Source organism: Acidobacteriota bacterium (assembly GCA_040754075.1).
In the GTDB taxonomy this organism is placed as follows: domain Bacteria; phylum Acidobacteriota; class Blastocatellia; order UBA7656; family UBA7656; genus JBFMDH01.
Genome location: JBFMDH010000014.1, coordinates 81,039 through 99,452 on the forward strand (window position 1 = coordinate 81,039; position 18,414 = coordinate 99,452).

Consider the following 18,414-nt stretch of genomic DNA (forward strand, 5'->3'; position numbering starts at 1 on the left):
TTTATTCTTCGACGGCGGCTCTAGCGCCGAGGTCAAGGTCAAAGACATCGTCCTCTTCCTGCATCGCGGTTTCTTCGTCCGCATCGGTTTCCAGTTTCATGCTGCGATAGTATTCCATACCGGTTCCGGCGGGAATCAATCGCCCCATAATCACGTTCTCTTTCAAGCCGCGCAGGTAATCGACCTTGCCGCTGATGGAGGCTTCCGTGAGCACCCGGGTGGTCTCCTGGAACGATGCCGCCGAGATGAACGATTCCGTAGAAAGCGAGGCTTTGGTGATGCCCAGAAGCATCGGTTCGGCTTGCGCCGGGTCGCCGCCTTCTGCAAGCACACGCTCGTTTTCATCCTGGAAGCGGAAACGATCAACCATGTCTTCAAGCAGGAATTCGGTATCGCCGACTTCTTTGACGCGCACCCAACGGAGCATCTGTCGCACGATGATTTCAATATGCTTATCGTTGATGTTGACGCCCTGCAAACGATAAACCTCTTGAATTTCGTTCACCAGGTAGCGTTGCAATTCTTCGATACCGCGAACCGCCAGGATGTCGTGCGGATTCAATGGTCCGTCCATCAAGGGTTCACCGGCACGCACCGTGTCGCCTTCCTGAACGTTGACATGAACGCCGCGCGGAATGGCGTATTCGCGCTGTTCACCGTCAACTGCTTCGATGATGATGCGACGCGAACCTTTGACGATGGGTCCGAATTTAACGCTGCCGTCGATTTCGGTCATCACCGCGGTTTCGCGCGGTTTGCGGGCTTCAAAGAGTTCGACGACGCGTGGCAAACCACCGGTGATGTCTTTGGTCTTGGTGGTTTCACGCGGAATCTTGGCGATGATGTCGCCGGGCGCGACGCGCACATGCTCTTTTTCTTCCTGCTCATGGGTCATCGCCACAGTTGCACCGTGACGTTTTTTCCAGTCTTCGTAATCCGACACCAAAAGGTTTGCGCGAACCGGCATTTGATAGGTTCTCAACACCTTGTTTTTGGCATCGCGGATTTCAATACGCGGCTGACGTTTTTCATCCGGCGAATCCATCACCACGATGTGTGATAGACCGGTCTGTTCGTCAACCTCTTCTTTAACTGTCACGCCGTCAATCATATCTTTGAAGTTGATGGTTCCGGCTTCTTCCGTGAGAATGGCAAACGTATACGGGTCCCATTCCGCCAGTTCCTGACCTTCTTCAACATGCTGTCCATCTGTGACCTTGAGGGTTGCGCCATAGACGATTTGATAACGCGCCACTTCGCGTCCGCGTTCGTCAATCAGCAGAATCGAGCCGTTGCGGTTCATCGCCACAAGGTCGCCTTCGCGATTGCGAACGTGACGCAGTTCTTCAAACTTCACTGTACCGGCAACCCGGGCTTCGTGTTTGGTGACTTCGCTGACGCCACCCGCGACACCGCCGATGTGGAAAGTTCTCATCGTCAACTGTGTGCCCGGTTCACCGATGGATTGCGCTGCGATGACGCCGACCGCTTCACCGAGTTCAACCAGTTTGCCGGTTGCCAGGTTTCTGCCGTAACAGGCGATGCAGCACCCGCGACGCGATTCACAGGTGAGCACCGAACGAATGCGAACGCGCTCGATACCACCGGCATTTTGAATCTGCGTGGCGAGGTCTTCGGTGATTTCCTCATTCGCCCCGACAATCAATTCATCGGTAATCGGGTCGTACACATCTTCGAGCGCCACGCGACCGATGATACGGTCACGCAGGGATTCGATTTCTTCACCGCCTTCGACGATTGCCGTTGCCCAGATGCCGCGTGTGGTTCCGCAATCGTCTTCGCTGATGATGACATCTTGCGCAACGTCAACCAGACGACGTGTGAGATAACCGGAGTCGGCGGTCTTGAGCGCCGTATCCGCCAGACCTTTACGCGCGCCGTGCGTCGAGATGAAGTATTGCAACACGTTCAGCCCCTCGCGGAAATTGGCGCGAATCGGCGCTTCGATAATTTCGCCAGATGGTTTCGCCATCAGCCCGCGCATACCGGCAAGCTGACGAATCTGCTGTTTGGAACCGCGCGCCCCGGAATCCGCCATAATCAGAATCGGATTCATTTCGCCCGACGACTCTTCTTTGTGATCCATCTCTTTGAACATTTCGTCGGCGACGCGCTCGGTCACATCCGACCAGATGGCGATAATTTTGTTATAGCGTTCACCTTTGGTGATGATGCCTTCTTCGTACTGACGCTCGACATCGATGACCGCTTTATCGGCGTCACCGACGAGGTCAACCTTTTTCGGAGGAGTAACCAGATCATCAATACCGATTGAGATGCCCGCTTTGGTGGCGTAAAGGAAACCCAGTTCTTTAACCTTATCGAGCATCCTCACGGTTTCCGCGTGACCGAGACGCAGATGGCAATAATTGACCAGTGAACCGAGTCCCTTCTTTTTCATCGTGCCATTGATGTAGGGCATCGCATCGGGAAGCACATCGTTTAAGATGACGCGCCCGACGGTCGTATCGATGACGCGCGAATTGACTTTGCGAACCGTCGCTTTCAATAAATCCTGATCATCGCGCTCGTGTTCGAGGTCAATCAAATCGCCGCTGTACATCATTTTGATCGGCGTTTGCGTATTCAATTCACCGGCATCGAGCGCGAATAATACCTCTTCGGTTGAAGCGAACTTGCGACCCGCGAACTCATCTTTGGGATTCGCTTTGGTCAGGTAGAAACTACCAAGAACGATGTCCTGCGTCGGCACGGCAATCGGTTGACCGTGCGCCGGTGACAGAATGTTGTTCGAGGCTAACATCAACACGCTCGCTTCAATCTGCGCTTCGGGCGACAGCGGAATATGCACAGCCATCTGGTCGCCGTCAAAGTCCGCGTTAAACGCCGTACAAACCAGCGGGTGAATCTTGATGGCTTTGCCTTCAACCAGCACCGGCTCGAATGCCTGAATACCCAGCCGGTGCAGCGTCGGCGCGCGGTTTAAAAGAATCGGATGCTCGCGAATGACCTCTTCGAGAATATCCCAAACCACCCCGTCCTGGCGCTCGACCATCTCTTTCGCCTGCTTGATGGTCGCTGCATATTGACGCTTTTCAAGCTGGTTGTAGATGAACGGTTTGAAAAGCTCTAATGCCATCTTTTTCGGCAGACCGCATTGATGGAGTTTGAGTTCGGGACCGACGACGATAACCGAACGACCTGAATAATCAACCCGTTTACCTAACAGGTTCTGGCGGAAACGCCCTTGTTTACCTTTCAGGGTATCGGAAAGCGATTTGAGCGGGCGGTTGTTTGCGCCGCGCAACACGCGACCGCGCCGACCGTTATCGAACAAAGCGTCAACCGCTTCCTGAAGCATGCGTTTTTCATTGCGCACGATGACTTCAGGCGCTTTGAGTTCAATCAGTTTGTTCAAACGATTGTTGCGGTTAATCACGCGACGATAGAGGTCATTCAAATCCGAAGTCGCAAAACGTCCGCCATCGAGCGGCACGAGCGGGCGAAGTTCAGGCGGAATCACCGGAATGACATCTAGAATCATCCAGTCCGGGTGATTGCCCGAACGACGGAACGCATCGACGACTTTCAAACGTTTCGAGAATTTGAGTTTCTTCTGTTGCGAAGTCTCTTCACGCATGCGTTGACGAAGTTCGGTTGCGAGTTCGTCAACATCGACGCTCTTGAGCAGTTCTTTGATGGCTTCCGCGCCCATCTTGGCGGAAAAGCGTCCGGCGTATTGTCCCATCAATTCGCGGTAACGCTCTTCGGTGATTAACTCTTTCTCTTCGATGTCCGGCACATCGCCGGGATCAATGACGATGTAGGATTCAAAATAGAGAACCTTTTCAAGTTCGCGCAGCGGAATGTCGAGCAAATGACCGATGCGTGACGGCAAACCTTTAAAGAACCAGACGTGCGAGCACGGGCTTGCCAGTTTGATGTGTCCGAGTCGCTCACGACGGACTTTCGATTGCGTGACTTCAACGCCGCATTTATCACAAACTACGCCGCGATGTTTCATGCGTTTGTATTTGCCGCAGAGACATTCCCAATCGGTGACGGGACCGAAAATTTTGGCGCAGAACAGACCGTCACGTTCCGGTTTGAACGTGCGGTAATTGATGGTTTCCGGTTTAGTGACTTCACCGTGTGACCATGACAGAATTTTTTCAGGTGATGCGAGACTGATTCTGATAGCCTCGAAATCAGGTGCGAGATTGGTTTTCTCTGGTGTTCTAAACATTCTCCCTCCGTGGTCGGTAGCCGGTAGCCGGTAGCCGGTAAGAATTTCCTTTACCGACTGCCGACTACTGATTACCGGCTACTGCTATTCGGTGACCGTTTCTTCAATTTCTTCGCTGCGGCGCATCAATTCAACGTCGAGACAAAGTGATTGCAATTCGCGAATCAAAACGTTGAAGGATTCGGGCACGCCCGGATCGAAATCGGCTTCGCCTTTGACGATGGCTTCGTAAATCTTCGAGCGTCCCGCGACGTCGTCGGATTTTGCGGTGAGCAATTCCTGTAGGATGTGCGCCGCGCCGTAAGCTTCGAGCGCCCACACTTCCATTTCGCCGAATCGCTGTCCGCCGAATTGCGCTTTACCGCCCAACGGTTGTTGGGTGATGAGCGAATAGGGTCCAATCGAACGCGCGTGAATCTTATCGTCAACCAGGTGCGAGAGTTTCATGATGTAGATGTAACCGACGGTGACTTTCTGTTCAAAAGCATCGCCGGTGATACCGTCATACAGAACCGTCTTGCCGCTGGTTGGCAAGCCTGAGTATTCAAGCAGGCGTTTGATGTCGGCTTCGCGGGTGCCGTCGAAAACCGGCGACGCGAATGGAATACCATCGACAAGCTGTTTGGCGTGCTCGATGACTTCATCATCCGTCATTTCCGCAACCCGCTCTTTCATATCGGCGGTGTCAAACACATCGCGATAGATTTTGCGAATTTCATTGGCGGTATTGGCGCGACTGTCATTGATAATCTCTTCGAGTCGGTTGCCAATTGCTTTTGAAGCCCAACCGAGATGGGTTTCGAGAATCTGCCCGACGTTCATACGCGAAGGCACGCCGAGCGGATTGAGGACGATTTCAACCGGTGTGCCATCCGGCAAATACGGCATATCTTCTTCGGGCAGGATGCGCGCAATCACGCCTTTGTTACCGTGACGACCTGCCATCTTGTCGCCTACCGAAAGTTTGCGTTTCATGGCGACAAAGACCTTGACCATCTTGATAACCCCGGGCGGCAACTCATCGCCTTTGCGAAGTTTTTCGACATTCTCCTGATGCAGTTGTTTCTGCACATTGATTTGGCGTTCGGTGCGACGTTCGATATCGGCAATTTCCGCCGAGATGTCGAGGCGTGTACCGGCAACCTCTACACGTTTGAGCGCGCCGATTTCCAGTTGCTCCAATTCTTCGCGGGTGAGTTTGGTGCCTTTGCCAAGCAGTTTTTTATTCTTGTAGGTCAAATCTTCGGCGAGCTTATGACCTTCGAGCAATTCGTAAATGCGCTTGTTGCGCTCGTCTTCAAGGATGCGGATTTCGTCCTGTAAATTCTTTAACAGTTTCTCTTCTTCGCTCTGTTCAATCTGCATTGAACGTTCATCTTTTTCCGCACCTTTACGGGTGAAGACTTTGACATCGACCACGATGCCGTCGATGCCTGGCGGACAGGTCAAACTGGCATCGCGCACGTCACCGGCTTTTTCACCGAAGATGGCGCGCAGCAATTTCTCTTCAGCCGTGAGTTGGGTTTCACCTTTCGGTGTGACTTTGCCGACGAGGATTGAACCCGGCTTGACATACGCGCCGATGCGGATGATGCCCGAATCATCGAGGTCACGAAGCGCCGACTCCGAAACATTCGGAATATCGCGGGTGATCTCTTCGGGTCCGAGTTTGGTGTCGCGGGCTTCAACTTCCAACTCTTCGATGTGAATCGAGGTATAGCCGTCTTCTTTAACCAGACGTTCGGAAACCAGAATGGCGTCTTCAAAGTTGTAGCCGCGCCAGGGCATAAAAGCGACGAGCACGTTGCGACCGAGAGCCAGTTCGCCGCCCTGTGTGCAGGGACCGTCAGCGATGACATCGCCTTTTTTAACTTCCTGACCTTCGCGGACAATCGGTTTCTGATTGATGCAGGTGTTCTGATTCGAGCGTTTGAATTTGGTCAATGCATAAATATCGGCGTTGATTTCGCGCGACGTCGTACCACCTGCAATGCCGTGTTCGGCGCGAATGATGATGCGTTCGGAGTCAACCGAATCGACCACGCCATCGCGTTTGGCAATCACCACGGCGCCGGAATCCTGCGCCGTGACGCGCTCCATTCCCGTACCGACGAGCGGCGCTTGAGCGCGCAGCAGCGGAACGGATTGGCGTTGCATGTTTGACCCCATCAAGGCGCGGTTGGCGTCGTCATGTTCGAGGAAGGGAATCAGCGACGCGGCGACTGATACCAGTTGTTTCGGGCTGACATCGAGGAATTGAATCTCTTCGCGATCCGCCGAACGAAATTCACCGGCTTCGCGCGCCGCCACGCGCTCACCAACGAGACGTCCCTGCTTATCTAATTCAACCGAGGCTTGCCCGATGGTGTATTTGTCTTCTTCCCAGGCTGACAAATAGAACGGATAGAGTTCGTATTCTGCCGGTTTTTCGCCGGTTTCCTGAGCTTTTTTGTTGGCTTTATCAACATTCTCTTTCGGTAAATGATCGCCGGTCTTAAATTCCGTATCGCCCGAATTGTGAATGCGGACATAATCGACGACGCGCCCGTTTTCAACTTTGCGATAAGGCGATTCAATGAAACCGAATTCATTGATGCGCGCAAAGCAGGAAAGTGAAGAGATCAAACCGATGTTCGGTCCTTCAGGAGTTTCAATCGGACAGATGCGACCATAGTGAGTCGGGTGAACGTCGCGCACCTCAAACCCTGCGCGTTCGCGCGAAAGCCCGCCTGGCCCAAGCGCCGAAAGACGGCGTTTGTGAGTAATTTCCGAAAGCGGGTTGGTTTGATCCATAAACTGCGAGAGTTGTGATGAACCAAAGAATTCGCGCACCGCCGCGGTCACCGGCTTGGCATTAATCAAATCACGCGGCATAGCGGTCTGCATTTCCTGATGGATGGACATCTTTTCTTTGATGGCGCGTTCCATTCTCACCAGACCAATGCGGAACTGGTTTTCGAGCAGTTCGCCAACTGCGCGCACGCGACGATTGCCAAGATGGTCGATGTCATCGGCTTCACCGATGCCTTTGCGCATCTTCAGGACGTAACCGATGACGTCAACGAAATCGGAAGTGGAAAGCGTTTGATGATCCAGACGGTCGCGTTCGGGTTTACCGAGTTTGATGTTGGATTTCAAACGACCGACGCGCGAGAAATCGAATTTGCGGTCATCGAAAAACATGCCGCGGAACAGATTCCACGCGGTCAGAATGGTCGGCGGATCGCCCGGACGCATCTTGCGATAGATTTCAAGTATCGCATCGCGCGGCGTTTTTACGGAATCTTTCTTGAGCGTCTGGCTGATAACGGTTCCGACATTATCGCGTTCCGGGAAGAAAATCTCGACGCTGGGAATGCCCGCTTCAATAATCTCCTGCCACTCTTTGGCAGTGACTTCGGTATTGGCTTCGGCAATCACTTCACCGGTTTCGGTATTGATGACGTCGTCGGTCAGATATGCGCCTTCGAGTTCCTGCGGGTCAATGGCGATGGCTTTGACCTTCGCCTTGATGATTTGATCAATGTCGCGGCGAGTCAGTTTTTTGGCAGTCGCGCCGCCACGCGCCAACACTTCACCGGATTTGTCTTCAATGGCTTCGGCAGGTTTTAAGCCGACCAGACCCAGACCCGGTTCAAAGCTAAGGCGACCTTCGGAGACATTGGCAGTAAGCGAGGTGTAGAACATTCTGAGAATGTCTGCATCGGAAAAATGGGCGCGTTTGATTTCATCTTCAAGATGGGCGTCGGAGCCGATGCGTTCGAGGTCAATCTTGTCAATCAAACCGAGGGCGCGCAAAAAGACTGTGCCGAGAAATTTACGTTTGCGATCAATGCGCACATACAACAAACTCTTGGTGTCATATTCAAACTCGACCCAGGAACCGCGATAGGGAATGATTTTCGCGAGGAAATCCTGATTGTTATTCGATTTCTCAAAGAAGATTCCCGGCGAACGGTGCAATTGGCTGACGATGACGCGCTCCGTGCCATTGATGATGAAGGTGCCGTTTTCGGTCATCAACGGAATTTCACCGAAGAATACTTCTTCCTCTTTGATGTCGCGAATGGATTTCTGACCGGTATCTTCATCGGTATCCCAAACGGTCAGGCGGATTTTGACCTTGAGCGGCACCGCATAGGTCATGGATTTTTCCTGACATTCCTTTTCCGAATGTTTGTGTTGCAAGGTGACCGGTTCGCCGCAGTTGTCGCAAAGCACCGGTGACACGGTATTGAGCGTGCCGCATTGCGAACAGGTTATATCTTCAGCAGCATAAGGGTTGACCCGTAAAATATTGCCGCAGGAACGGCAATTGGTGCGCAGGTGGTATAGACCTTCCAACTGACCGCACTTGCATTGCCAGTTACCGATGGCATATTCGACGAAATCAAGTTGTGAGGTTTCGCGGAAATCGCTGATCGGAAAGACCGAACGAAAGACAGCCTGAAGACCGATATTTTCGCGTTCAGCCGGAAGCAAATCCATCTGGAGAAACCGATTGTACGATTGTCGTTGAACCTCGATTAGGTTCGGAATTCTGATTGCGGTTTTGATTCTTGAAAAATCGTATCGCTCGCGGGTTGTGCCGTAAGTTTTTTTTGTTGCCGACATAGTTCTCCTGGTTGACGTGGGTTAAACAGTTGCCTCAATTGCAGGGGTGAGTTGTAGCGCGATTTCACGGTTTGAGACGAATTGAATTGTTCATCAGCACACAAAAAATTATGAGGATGCAGTATAAATGGAAATGGAATTAATCGATGTACCCTCAAAATTCATTGTGTTTCAGTCAATCTGTTTTCTTTTTCAGAAAATCATTTTTGAATATAAATTTTCCCTGTCTCATAACGCTGCAACGTTTAATGGCAACCACTTAGCCCCTTTTTTCAGTAGACAGACAAACGCGAAGCGCGGATGGATAGACTTCATCCATCCGCGAACTTCGCGTGATTATTAGTGCTAATTAAACTTTCTTATATTTTTGCCGTCCCTGCAATCGCAATTAAGTGGTAATACTACACAGTTGTCCGATGAACGGTCAAGTAGGTTTTAATAAAATCGGGCGCAGAGCTTTCACCCTGCGCCTGATTAAAATTCGAGTGCAAAAAACCTATTTGAGTTCGACGTTGGCACCGGCTTCCGTCAGTTTTTTCTTGAGGCTTTCAGCTTCGTCTTTTGCGGCGCCTTCTTTAACTGGTTTCGGAGCGCCTTCGACGAGGTCCTTGGCTTCTTTCAAACCGAGTCCGGTGATTTCGCGAACTACCTTAATGACGCCAATTTTCTTGGATGCATCGGCGACGCTCGCGAGAATGACATCAAATTCGGTCTTTTCTTCAACCGGAGCAGTCGCGGCGGCAGCGCCACCTCCACCGGGAGCCACGGCGACGGCTGCGGCTGCGGCGGAAACCCCAAACGTGTCTTCCATCATTTTGACGAGTTCGGAAGCTTCGAGCAGTGTGAGTTCTTTAATTTGATCAACGATACCTTGAAGTTTCTCTGACATTTTTTTATCTCCCTAAAATATCTTTCTTTGATAGTGACAGAGCAGGGAAGCCGGGCTTAACCGCTGCGCCTGTGTGCGTAAATGGCTTCAATCGTTGGTTGCATCTTCAACTTTTGCTGCCTCACCTGAGCCGCCTACTGACCAGGCAACTCTCATAAAAGCGTGTCCATCAAGTCAACCTCTCCACAAAGCCTGACTTGAGTTTAATCGGGTTATGCGCCCTCTTTTTGAGCGCGAATCTGGTCTACAACAATTGTCAGGTTGCGCGCGACCCCTGCGGTTGCCACAGCCAGGCGTTGTGCGCCGCTGTTGATGACAAACATCATCTTTGAAATCAGCTCTTCCTTGGAAGGCATATTCGAGAGCGCCTCGACATTTTTCACATCCATCGCCTTGCCTTCAACGACGGCAGCTTTGAATGAAATTATCGGCTTCTCTTTTGCCCACTTTGACATGACCTTGGCTAAAGTCACCGGGTCATTTTTAGAAAGAGCAACAGCGGTCATTCCTTTGAAGCTATCCGTGACCTGCTCAAGGGCAGTGCCCTGAGCGGCGCGAATCGCCAAAGTGTTTTTCACGACGCGGTAGGTGAGACCCGCAGTACGCAAATCTCTCCGCAACAATTCGTCGTCGGCTACGGTGATACCTTGAAAGCCAACAAGCAAAGCGTGCGGCGATTCCTGAAAATCGCGTTGTAGAACCTCAATATCGCTTTCTTTCTGTTGCCTTGTTTTCACGATTGTCTCCTTCCGATTGCGGAATGCGGATTTCGGATTGCGGATTGAAAAATTAGCTTACTTCAATTCGCAATCCGCATTCTGCAATCCGCAATTAGAATTCTCCTGAATTCAGCTTGATGCCGGGACCCATAGTGGTTGACATCGTTGCATTCTTCACATATTTGCCCTTGGCGGTTTGCGGCTTGGCGCGCATCACCGCATCGATCAACGCTTTGGCATTTTCCGATAGTTTCTCGGCATCGAAACTGACTTTGCCGACCGGCGCGTGAATGACACCGGTTTTATCAACGCGAAATTCAACCTTACCGGCTTTGGTTTCCGTCACGGCGCGAGCCACATCCGCGGTTACGGTTCCGGTTTTCGGATTCGGCATCAGACCGCGAGGTCCCAACACCTTTCCGAGTTGACCGACCAATCGCATCATATCCGGTGTGGCAATCAAGGCGTCGAAATCGAGCCAGCCGCCCTTGATGCGATTGACAATGTCTTCACCGCCGACTTCATCAGCGCCGGCATCACGGGCTTCGGCGATTTTTTCGGCACCGGCAATCACCACGACGCGCTTGTTTTTACCCAAACCGTGCGGCAATACGACAGTGCCGCGAACCATCTGGTCAGCCTTGCGCGGGTCAACGCCCAACCACATATCCACTTCAACCGTTTCATCGAATTTCGCATAAGCGATCTGCTTGGCGAGTTCGACGGCTTCCGGGACTGAATAAAGTTTGTTACGGTCAACCTTTTCGGCTGCCGCTGCATACTTTTTACCTGCCATCTTTCTTCCTCCTTAGGTAAGTAGCGTGACTTGCTTGCAAGCCACTCCCTCAAACTGCGCGAGATCGAGTTTGTCGAAACCTTGAAACGGGTTCTGGTAGCCGATTTCAAGACTTAACCGAAAACGATGTTGAAGATTTCGGGTTGACCGTCGAAGGCGCGCAGCGCGTTAAGTGATTAGTCTACGACTTCCAGCCCCATGCTCTTGGCTGAACCTTCGACTGTTCGCATTGCCGATTCAACGGACGTGGTGTTCAAGTCAGGCATTTTCGTGCGCGCAATCTCTTCAACCTGTTTGCGCGAAATCGTGCCTTTCTTGTCGCGGTTAGGTGTCGCCGAACCTTTGTCTAACCCGATAGCCTTTTTGATCAGGTCTGTAACCGGCGGCGTTTTGGTTATGAAGGTAAACGAGCGATCCGCGTAAACCGTAATCACCACGGGGATTTTAACATCGCCGAGATTTGCGGTTTTGGCGTTGAACGCTTTACAAAACTCCATAATATTGACGCCGTGTTGACCGAGTGCGGGACCGATTGGTGGTGCGGGATTGGCTTTTCCGGCTGGAACTTGTAACTTGATATAACCTGTTATTTTCTTTGCCATAATTGGGTATCTTACGAGGTTGGCTCGTCATCGAGCCAATAACTCTCCCCTTTCTATATTTAAGTTTCTGGTTGCTGATTTCTGATTTTGAGTCTCTGATTAAATTAGAGAACTAAAAACCAGAAATCAGCAACCGAGTTGTCAAAAATCTTATTCTTCGTCTGAAAATGTGAGCTTTTCGACATCCAGAAAATTTAATTCCACAGGTGTCGAACGCCCGAAAATCGTGACCATCACTTTTAAAACGCCTTTATCGGCGTTGATTTCTTCGACCTGTCCGGTAAATCCGCTGAACGGTCCCGAAAGAATTCGTACCTGTTCGCCATGCGTGAAGGTATGTTTGGGTTTCGGCTTTTCGGCAGCTTCGGTGACGTGGTGAACGATTTGATCAACCTCTTCTTCGGTTAGCGGAGTCGGGTTTTGTCCGCCGACAAAGCCCGTGACTTTGGGGGTATTTTTAATCAAATGCCAGACCCGTTCACCGACCTCACCTTTATCATCGGTGACGATTTGCACCAGCACATAGCCCGGAAAAATCATTCGCGGGGTTTCCACGCGCCTTGAACCGCGCATTTCAACAACCGTTTCCGTGGGCACCAGAACTTCAAGTATCTGGCTATCCATTGCATAGGCTTTTATGCGCGAAAGCAAAGATTCACGAACCTTCTTTTCGTAACCGGAATAGGTATGAATGATGTACCATTTTTTATCGCCCATAATAAGCGCCTACTTAATTGTTTTCTCTAAACCTTCAAATCCAAGGGTGATGAGTAAATCAATTCCCCAGAGGTAAAATCCGAAAAATACGACTGCAATGAGAACAACGATGGTGGTATTCCAAACTTCACTGCGCGTCGGCCAGGAAGTTTTGCGCATTTCAAGCTTGACGTTGTGATAAAACTCGCCGAGTCTGCCAATAAATGAAGGCGTTTTTACCACGCCCTTCTTTTCTTCGCCTTGCGAACTGTCTTCCCGCAAAGGTTTTTCGTCTTCGGTGTATTCTGTCGTAATACTCATGGTTAACATACCCTCAAATACAAGCTTAAAATACCCAATCTACTTTAATGAACTTTAAATCTTGGCAGGGGTACCAGGATTCGAACCCGGACTAACGGTTTTGGAGACCGCTGTGCTAGCCGTTGACACCATACCCCTAAAAATTATTTGGTCTCTTTATGCGCTTTATGTGTGCGACAACGCGGACAGAATTTCTTGAATTCCAGACGATCCGGCGTCTTCTTTTTATTTTTGGTCGTCACATAATTACGATTTTTACATTCCTGACAAACTAATGTGATGTTATCTCTTGGCATAATTTCCTCTACAACTTTTTACCTTAAAGTAAGGCAAAGGCGAATTGCAATCAATAATCCTTCCCCTTTGCCTTAGCAGGGACTATTCAATAATTTCCGAGATGGTGCCCGCGCCCACCGTGCGCCCGCCTTCGCGAATCGCAAACCGCAACCCCTTCTCCATCGCGATTGGCGTGATCAACTCAATCGTCAATGCCGTGTTGTCTCCGGGCATCACCATCTCCACTCCTTCGCCCAACGTCGCCACTCCCGTCACGTCCGTCGTCCGAAAATAAAACTGTGGCCGGTAGCCATTGAAAAACGGCGTGTGCCGTCCGCCTTCTTCCTTGCTCAACACGTATACTTCCGCTTTGAACTTGGTGTGTGGCGTGATACTTCCGGGTTTGGCAATCACCTGTCCGCGTTCGATCTCCTTGCGGTCGACGCCTCTCAACAACAATCCCACATTGTCGCCTGCCATCCCGCTGTCCAATAACTTCTTGAACATTTCCACACCTGTCACCACCGTCTTGCGAGTGTCCTTGATGCCGACGATCTCGACCTCTTCGCCCATCTTCACCACTCCGCGTTCGATTCTCCCCGTCGCCACCGTGCCACGTCCCGAAATCGAAAACACATCTTCGACCGGCATCAAAAACGGTTTGTCGGTTTGCCGTTCGGGTTGCGGTATGTAACTGTCGACGGCTTCCATCAACTCATCAATCTGTTTTTCGCCATCGCCTTCGCTGTTTAATGCCTGCAATGCCGAACCGCGCACCACCGGGATTTCTTCACCGGGAAAACCATAACTGGTGAGCAACTCGCGCACTTCGAGTTCGACCAGGTCTAAAAGTTCCGGGTCATCGACGGCATCGACTTTGTTCATAAACACCACCATCGCCGGCACCCCGACCTGGCGTGCCAGGAGAATGTGTTCACGGGTTTGGGGCATGGGGCCATCGGTAGCGGCGACGACTAAGATAGCGCCATCCATCTGTGCGGCTCCGGTAATCATATTTTTGATGTAGTCGGCGTGCCCCGGGCAATCGACGTGAGCATAATGGCGATTGGCGGTTTCGTATTCGACGTGAGCGGTGGCAATCGTGATACCACGAGCTTTCTCTTCGGGAGCGTTATCGATAGAGTCGAATGACCGAAAAGCGTTTTTGGGATTATGTTTGGCAAGCACTTTGGTAATGGCGGCGGTCAAAGTGGTTTTGCCGTGGTCGATGTGACCGATGGTGCCGACGTTGACGTGCGGTTTACTGCGATCAAATTTCTCTTTTGCCATTTTCTAACTTAACTCCTTTTTCCGTGAGCGCCGGATGCGCTCACCTGAGATAGAAAAAAGTATTTTTAATACCTTCGCAAAAGTTTGGTGGCAGGTTGAATGACAAAAGCTAATCTAAAGAACTTTTGCCGTTTGCCTTTTTACTTTTGCCCTTTAACTTATTTTGCGGTGCCTTGCACCTTTGCAATGACTTCTTCACGAACGCTGCGCGGCGCTTCTTCATAACGATGGAAATGCATCGTGTAAGTGGCGCGACCTTGCGTCATCGAACGTAACTCGGTTGAATAACCGAACATTTCCGAAAGCGGCACATAAGAGGTAATCACTTGCGTACCGGGACGCGCATCAATGCTTTCAATGCGTCCGCGACGCGAGTTGATGTCGCCGTTAATTGAACCGAGATATTCATCCGGGGTGACCACTTCGACCTTCATAATCGGTTCAAGCAAGATCGGCGCGGCTTTCTTCGCCGCATCTTTGAATGCCATCGAACCGGCAATCTTAAAAGCCATTTCCGATGAATCGACATCGTGGTAGCTGCCGAAATGGAGCGTCACTTTGACATCAACCATTTCATAACCGGCAAGCACGCCGCCTTCGAGCGCTTCTTTAATGCCTTCGTCAACCGGCTTGATGTATTCGCGTGGAATGACGCCGCCGACGATGGCATTAACGAACTCGTAACCTTTACCGGCTTCATTCGGTTCAATTTTGACTTCGGCATGTCCATACTGACCGCGACCGCCGGTTTGACGAACGAATTTGCCGACGCCTTCTGCCGCTTTAGTGATGGTTTCGCGATAGGCGACCTGCGGGCGACCGACGTTGGCTTCAACGCCGAATTCGCGTTTCAAACGGTCAACCAGAATTTCCAGATGGAGTTCGCCCATACCGGCAATAATCGTCTGTCCGGTTTCCTGATCGGTCGAGACTTTAAAGCTCGGGTCTTCCGAAGCCAGTCGTTGCAAACCGATGCCCAGTTTCTCCTGGTCTTGTCGGGTTTTAGGTTCGATGGCTTGCGAGATGACCGGCGCGGGAAATTCCAACGCTTCAAGAACAACCGGTCGCGACTCTTCACAAACCGTGTCGCCCGTGGTGACCTGTTTGAGACCGGCGACCGCGACGATTTCACCGGCGGATGCCGCGTCAATATCTTCGCGTTTGTTGGCGTGCATACGCATGATGCGACCGACACGTTCTCTTGTGCCTTTTGCAGTGTTCAACACATAAGAGCCGGATTTCAAGGTGCCTGAATAGATGCGCACGAATGACAACTGACCGACATGTTTGTCAGCCATGATTTTGAACACCAGTCCGGCAAACGGGTCTTTCGGGTCGGCAGCGCGAGTCTCTTCGGCATCAGTTTTCGGATTGATGCCGGTGACCGCCGGAATATCAAGCGGACTTGGCAAGTAATCAATGACCGCATCAAGTAGCGGCTGGACGCCTTTGTTTTTAAAAGCTGTGCCGGCAACCACGGGGGTGAGTTTCAAAGCGATGGTTTCGCGTCTTAAAGCGGCGCGAATTTCATCTTCGCTGACCTCTTCGCCGCTCAGATATTTTTCGGCAATCTGGTCATCGACATCCGCTAAGGCTTCAATCAGCTTATCGCGCGATGCCATCACTTCATCTTTAATATCAGCCGGAATTTCAACAATGTCCGGTGCCGCGCCTTTGTCCTCTTTGCTATAGACGGATGCCTGCAAGGTGATCAAATCGACGATGCCTTCAAATTTATCTTCCGCACCGATGGGATACTGAATGGCGACGGGATTGGCACCCAGTCTTTCGCGCATGGTTTGAATGGCGTGTTCAAAATCCGCGCCCGGTCTATCCATCTTGTTGATGAAGGCGATGCGCGGAACGCCGTATTTTTCGGCTTGACGCCAGACCGTTTCCGATTGCGGTTGAACCCCAGCCACCGCATCAAACACCGCGACAGCGCCATCAAGCACACGCAAGGAGCGTTCGACTTCAATGGTGAAGTCAACGTGTCCCGGCGTATCAATGATATTGACGCGATACTCTTCGTTATTGCGCGTCCAGAAACAGGTAGTTGCGGCAGAAGTAATGGTGATGCCGCGTTCTTGCTCCTGTTCCATCCAATCCATGACGGCTGTGCCTTCGTGGACTTCGCCGATTTTATAAGACACCCCCGTGTAATACAGAATGCGTTCTGTGGTGGTGGTCTTACCGGCGTCAATGTGCGCCATAATTCCGATATTGCGGAATCGTTGTAATGGTACTTGCTTCGACATAACACTCCAGGATTCAGGAGTCAGGCTTCAAGATTCAGAAAAGTGGTTGAACTGAATCCTGAATCCTGATTCCTGAATCCTATATTCGTTACCACCGATAATGAGCAAATGCCCTATTGGCGTCTGCCATACGGTGCGTATCATCTTTCTTCTTCACAGCATTGCCGCGATTATTGGCGGCATCGAGGATTTCTCCAGCGAGCCGGTCAATCATGGTCTTTTCGCCGCGCCCTCTTGAATAAGAAACCAGCCAGCGAATCGCCAGACTGTTGCCGCGCGTTTTCGGGTCAACTTCAATCGGCACCTGATAAGTAGAACCGCCCACGCGACGCGATTTGACTTCAACACGAGGCTTCACATTATCGATAGCCTTTTTGAAAATCTTGAGCGGGTCTTCCTGAGTTTTGTTTTGAATCACATCCATCGCGCCGTAAAAGGTGCTTTCGGCTAATGACTTTTTGCCATCCCACATCAACGAATTGATGAACTTGGTCACCATCATCGAATTATATTTCGGGTCAGGCAGGATTTCGCGTTTTGCTGCTACTCTTCTTCTTGGCATAGTTTCACTCTTGCTAATGAGGCAACCGGGTTGCCCGCGGCTAATCCTTTACTTCTTCTTAGCTGGCGCTGCGCCTTCTTTCGGGCGTTTAGCACCATACTTGGAACGACCTTGTTTGCGATTGGCGACGCCGACCGAATCCAAAGTGCCGCGCACCACGTGATAGCGCACACCCGGCAAATCTTTGACGCGACCGCCGCGAATCAACACGATGGAGTGTTCCTGCAAGTTGTGACCGATGCCGGGAATATAAGTGGTCACTTCAATCTGATTGGTTAAACGGACACGGGCAACTTTACGCAAAGCCGAATTCGGCTTTTTAGGGGTCTGCGTATAAACGCGGGTGCAGACGCCGCGACGTTGCGGACAGGCATCAAGCGCCGGGCTTGAGGTTTTATATTTCACTGCCTGTCGTCCTCTGCGAACTAATTGATTCAGTGTTGGCACGCTTTACTCCTTACAAAATTCGTCCGAAATAGGTTCGGATTAAAACCGGTTCTTGGAGCGCAAGATATTCGGTACGCTTAAACATCTGCGCCAATCCCACAATGGGTTTTATATTCACTGTTGGGGACGTTCTGACAAGTCGTTTCGGATACGGGCTTCCCCTTGCCCAACTTATCTGTGGCGTGATCCAGTGTAGAACTTCTTGACATCAATTCGGGACGCAGTGTTGACCTGCGTCCTTTTACGCCACAATAGCGTTTATTCCGCTGCTATTTCAAATCAAGTTTTTCAACTCAACAATCGCCTCGACGCCTCCGTTATGGTCAGAACACTTTCTAGCGTCTCTGCGAAATTGCAGATACTAGCACTCGATACTACCGGTGTCAAATCTTTCCTGAAAATTTTTCAACTCCTTTGCTGCCTTTTTGCAATTCACAAGACCTCGTAACCGGTACGCGATTTCCGCCACTCATTCATCGTTTGTTTTCAATCAACCGGTGGCTTACCAAAATTAAAAAATAAATTCTCCTGTGACATCCATCTGCAAGCGTCGCTTCGTAGGAGGGGTTGTAATCACACTAAACCAATTGCGAAAGGCTGGAAGTTTATGATTCTTGCTAAAACCCGAACACCGGTTGTTATCGCAGGATGAATCATTACAGATGTTTTCCAGTCTCACAAGATGATCAGGGGTTAAATCACTCGGACTCGTTCCG

At 51.0% G+C, this 18,414-nt stretch carries 13 protein-coding genes and 1 tRNA gene; all 14 read right to left on the bottom strand.

The window, feature by feature from the left end:
* Position 1 precedes the first annotated feature (1 nt).
* The 14 genes from rpoC to rpsL all read right to left on the bottom strand — a co-directional run bounded on the left by rpoC (position 2) and on the right by rpsL (position 17,698).
* Entirely contained in the window at positions 2-4,228 is a 4,227-nt protein-coding gene (gene rpoC / locus AB1757_16300) for a DNA-directed RNA polymerase subunit beta' (GenBank protein MEW6128602.1), read from the bottom strand.
* Positions 4,229-4,312: 84 nt separating this feature from the next.
* A complete protein-coding gene (gene rpoB, locus AB1757_16305) occupies positions 4,313-8,842 on the bottom strand; it encodes a DNA-directed RNA polymerase subunit beta (protein MEW6128603.1) in 4,530 nt (1,509 codons plus the stop codon).
* A 496-nt stretch (positions 8,843-9,338) separates the two neighbouring features.
* On the bottom strand, positions 9,339-9,731 hold the full coding sequence (rplL, locus tag AB1757_16310) for a 50S ribosomal protein L7/L12 (GenBank protein ID MEW6128604.1): 393 nt from the start codon (positions 9,729-9,731) through the stop codon (positions 9,339-9,341).
* A gap of 212 nt (positions 9,732-9,943) precedes the next feature.
* Positions 9,944-10,468, bottom strand: a complete 525-nt coding sequence (rplJ, locus tag AB1757_16315; GenBank protein MEW6128605.1) for a 50S ribosomal protein L10 — start codon at positions 10,466-10,468, stop codon at positions 9,944-9,946.
* A gap of 94 nt (positions 10,469-10,562) precedes the next feature.
* Positions 10,563-11,246 (bottom strand): 50S ribosomal protein L1, encoded by a 684-nt coding sequence (rplA, locus tag AB1757_16320; protein MEW6128606.1) that lies wholly within the window; start codon positions 11,244-11,246, stop codon positions 10,563-10,565.
* A 176-nt stretch (positions 11,247-11,422) separates the two neighbouring features.
* On the bottom strand, positions 11,423-11,848 hold the full coding sequence (rplK, locus tag AB1757_16325; GenBank protein MEW6128607.1) for a 50S ribosomal protein L11: 426 nt from the start codon (positions 11,846-11,848) through the stop codon (positions 11,423-11,425).
* 150 nt (positions 11,849-11,998) lie between these two features.
* Complete coding sequence (gene nusG, locus AB1757_16330) at positions 11,999-12,565, bottom strand: transcription termination/antitermination protein NusG (protein ID MEW6128608.1); 567 nt, start codon at positions 12,563-12,565, stop codon at positions 11,999-12,001.
* A gap of 9 nt (positions 12,566-12,574) precedes the next feature.
* Positions 12,575-12,865 (bottom strand): preprotein translocase subunit SecE, encoded by a 291-nt coding sequence (gene secE / locus AB1757_16335; protein ID MEW6128609.1) that lies wholly within the window; start codon positions 12,863-12,865, stop codon positions 12,575-12,577.
* A 62-nt stretch (positions 12,866-12,927) separates the two neighbouring features.
* Positions 12,928-13,003 (bottom strand) — tRNA-Trp (locus AB1757_16340).
* Between the two features lie 5 nt (positions 13,004-13,008).
* On the bottom strand, positions 13,009-13,161 hold the full coding sequence (rpmG, locus tag AB1757_16345) for a 50S ribosomal protein L33 (GenBank protein MEW6128610.1): 153 nt from the start codon (positions 13,159-13,161) through the stop codon (positions 13,009-13,011).
* A gap of 82 nt (positions 13,162-13,243) precedes the next feature.
* A complete protein-coding gene (gene tuf / locus AB1757_16350) occupies positions 13,244-14,431 on the bottom strand; it encodes an elongation factor Tu (GenBank protein MEW6128611.1) in 1,188 nt (395 codons plus the stop codon).
* A gap of 158 nt (positions 14,432-14,589) precedes the next feature.
* Positions 14,590-16,689: an elongation factor G gene (gene fusA / locus AB1757_16355; protein MEW6128612.1), complete on the bottom strand. Its 2,100-nt coding sequence runs from the start codon at positions 16,687-16,689 to the stop codon at positions 14,590-14,592.
* An 88-nt stretch (positions 16,690-16,777) separates the two neighbouring features.
* Positions 16,778-17,251, bottom strand: a complete 474-nt coding sequence (gene rpsG / locus AB1757_16360; protein ID MEW6128613.1) for a 30S ribosomal protein S7 — start codon at positions 17,249-17,251, stop codon at positions 16,778-16,780.
* A 48-nt stretch (positions 17,252-17,299) separates the two neighbouring features.
* A complete protein-coding gene (gene rpsL, locus AB1757_16365) occupies positions 17,300-17,698 on the bottom strand; it encodes a 30S ribosomal protein S12 (GenBank protein ID MEW6128614.1) in 399 nt (132 codons plus the stop codon).
* Positions 17,699-18,414: the final 716 nt, after the last annotated feature.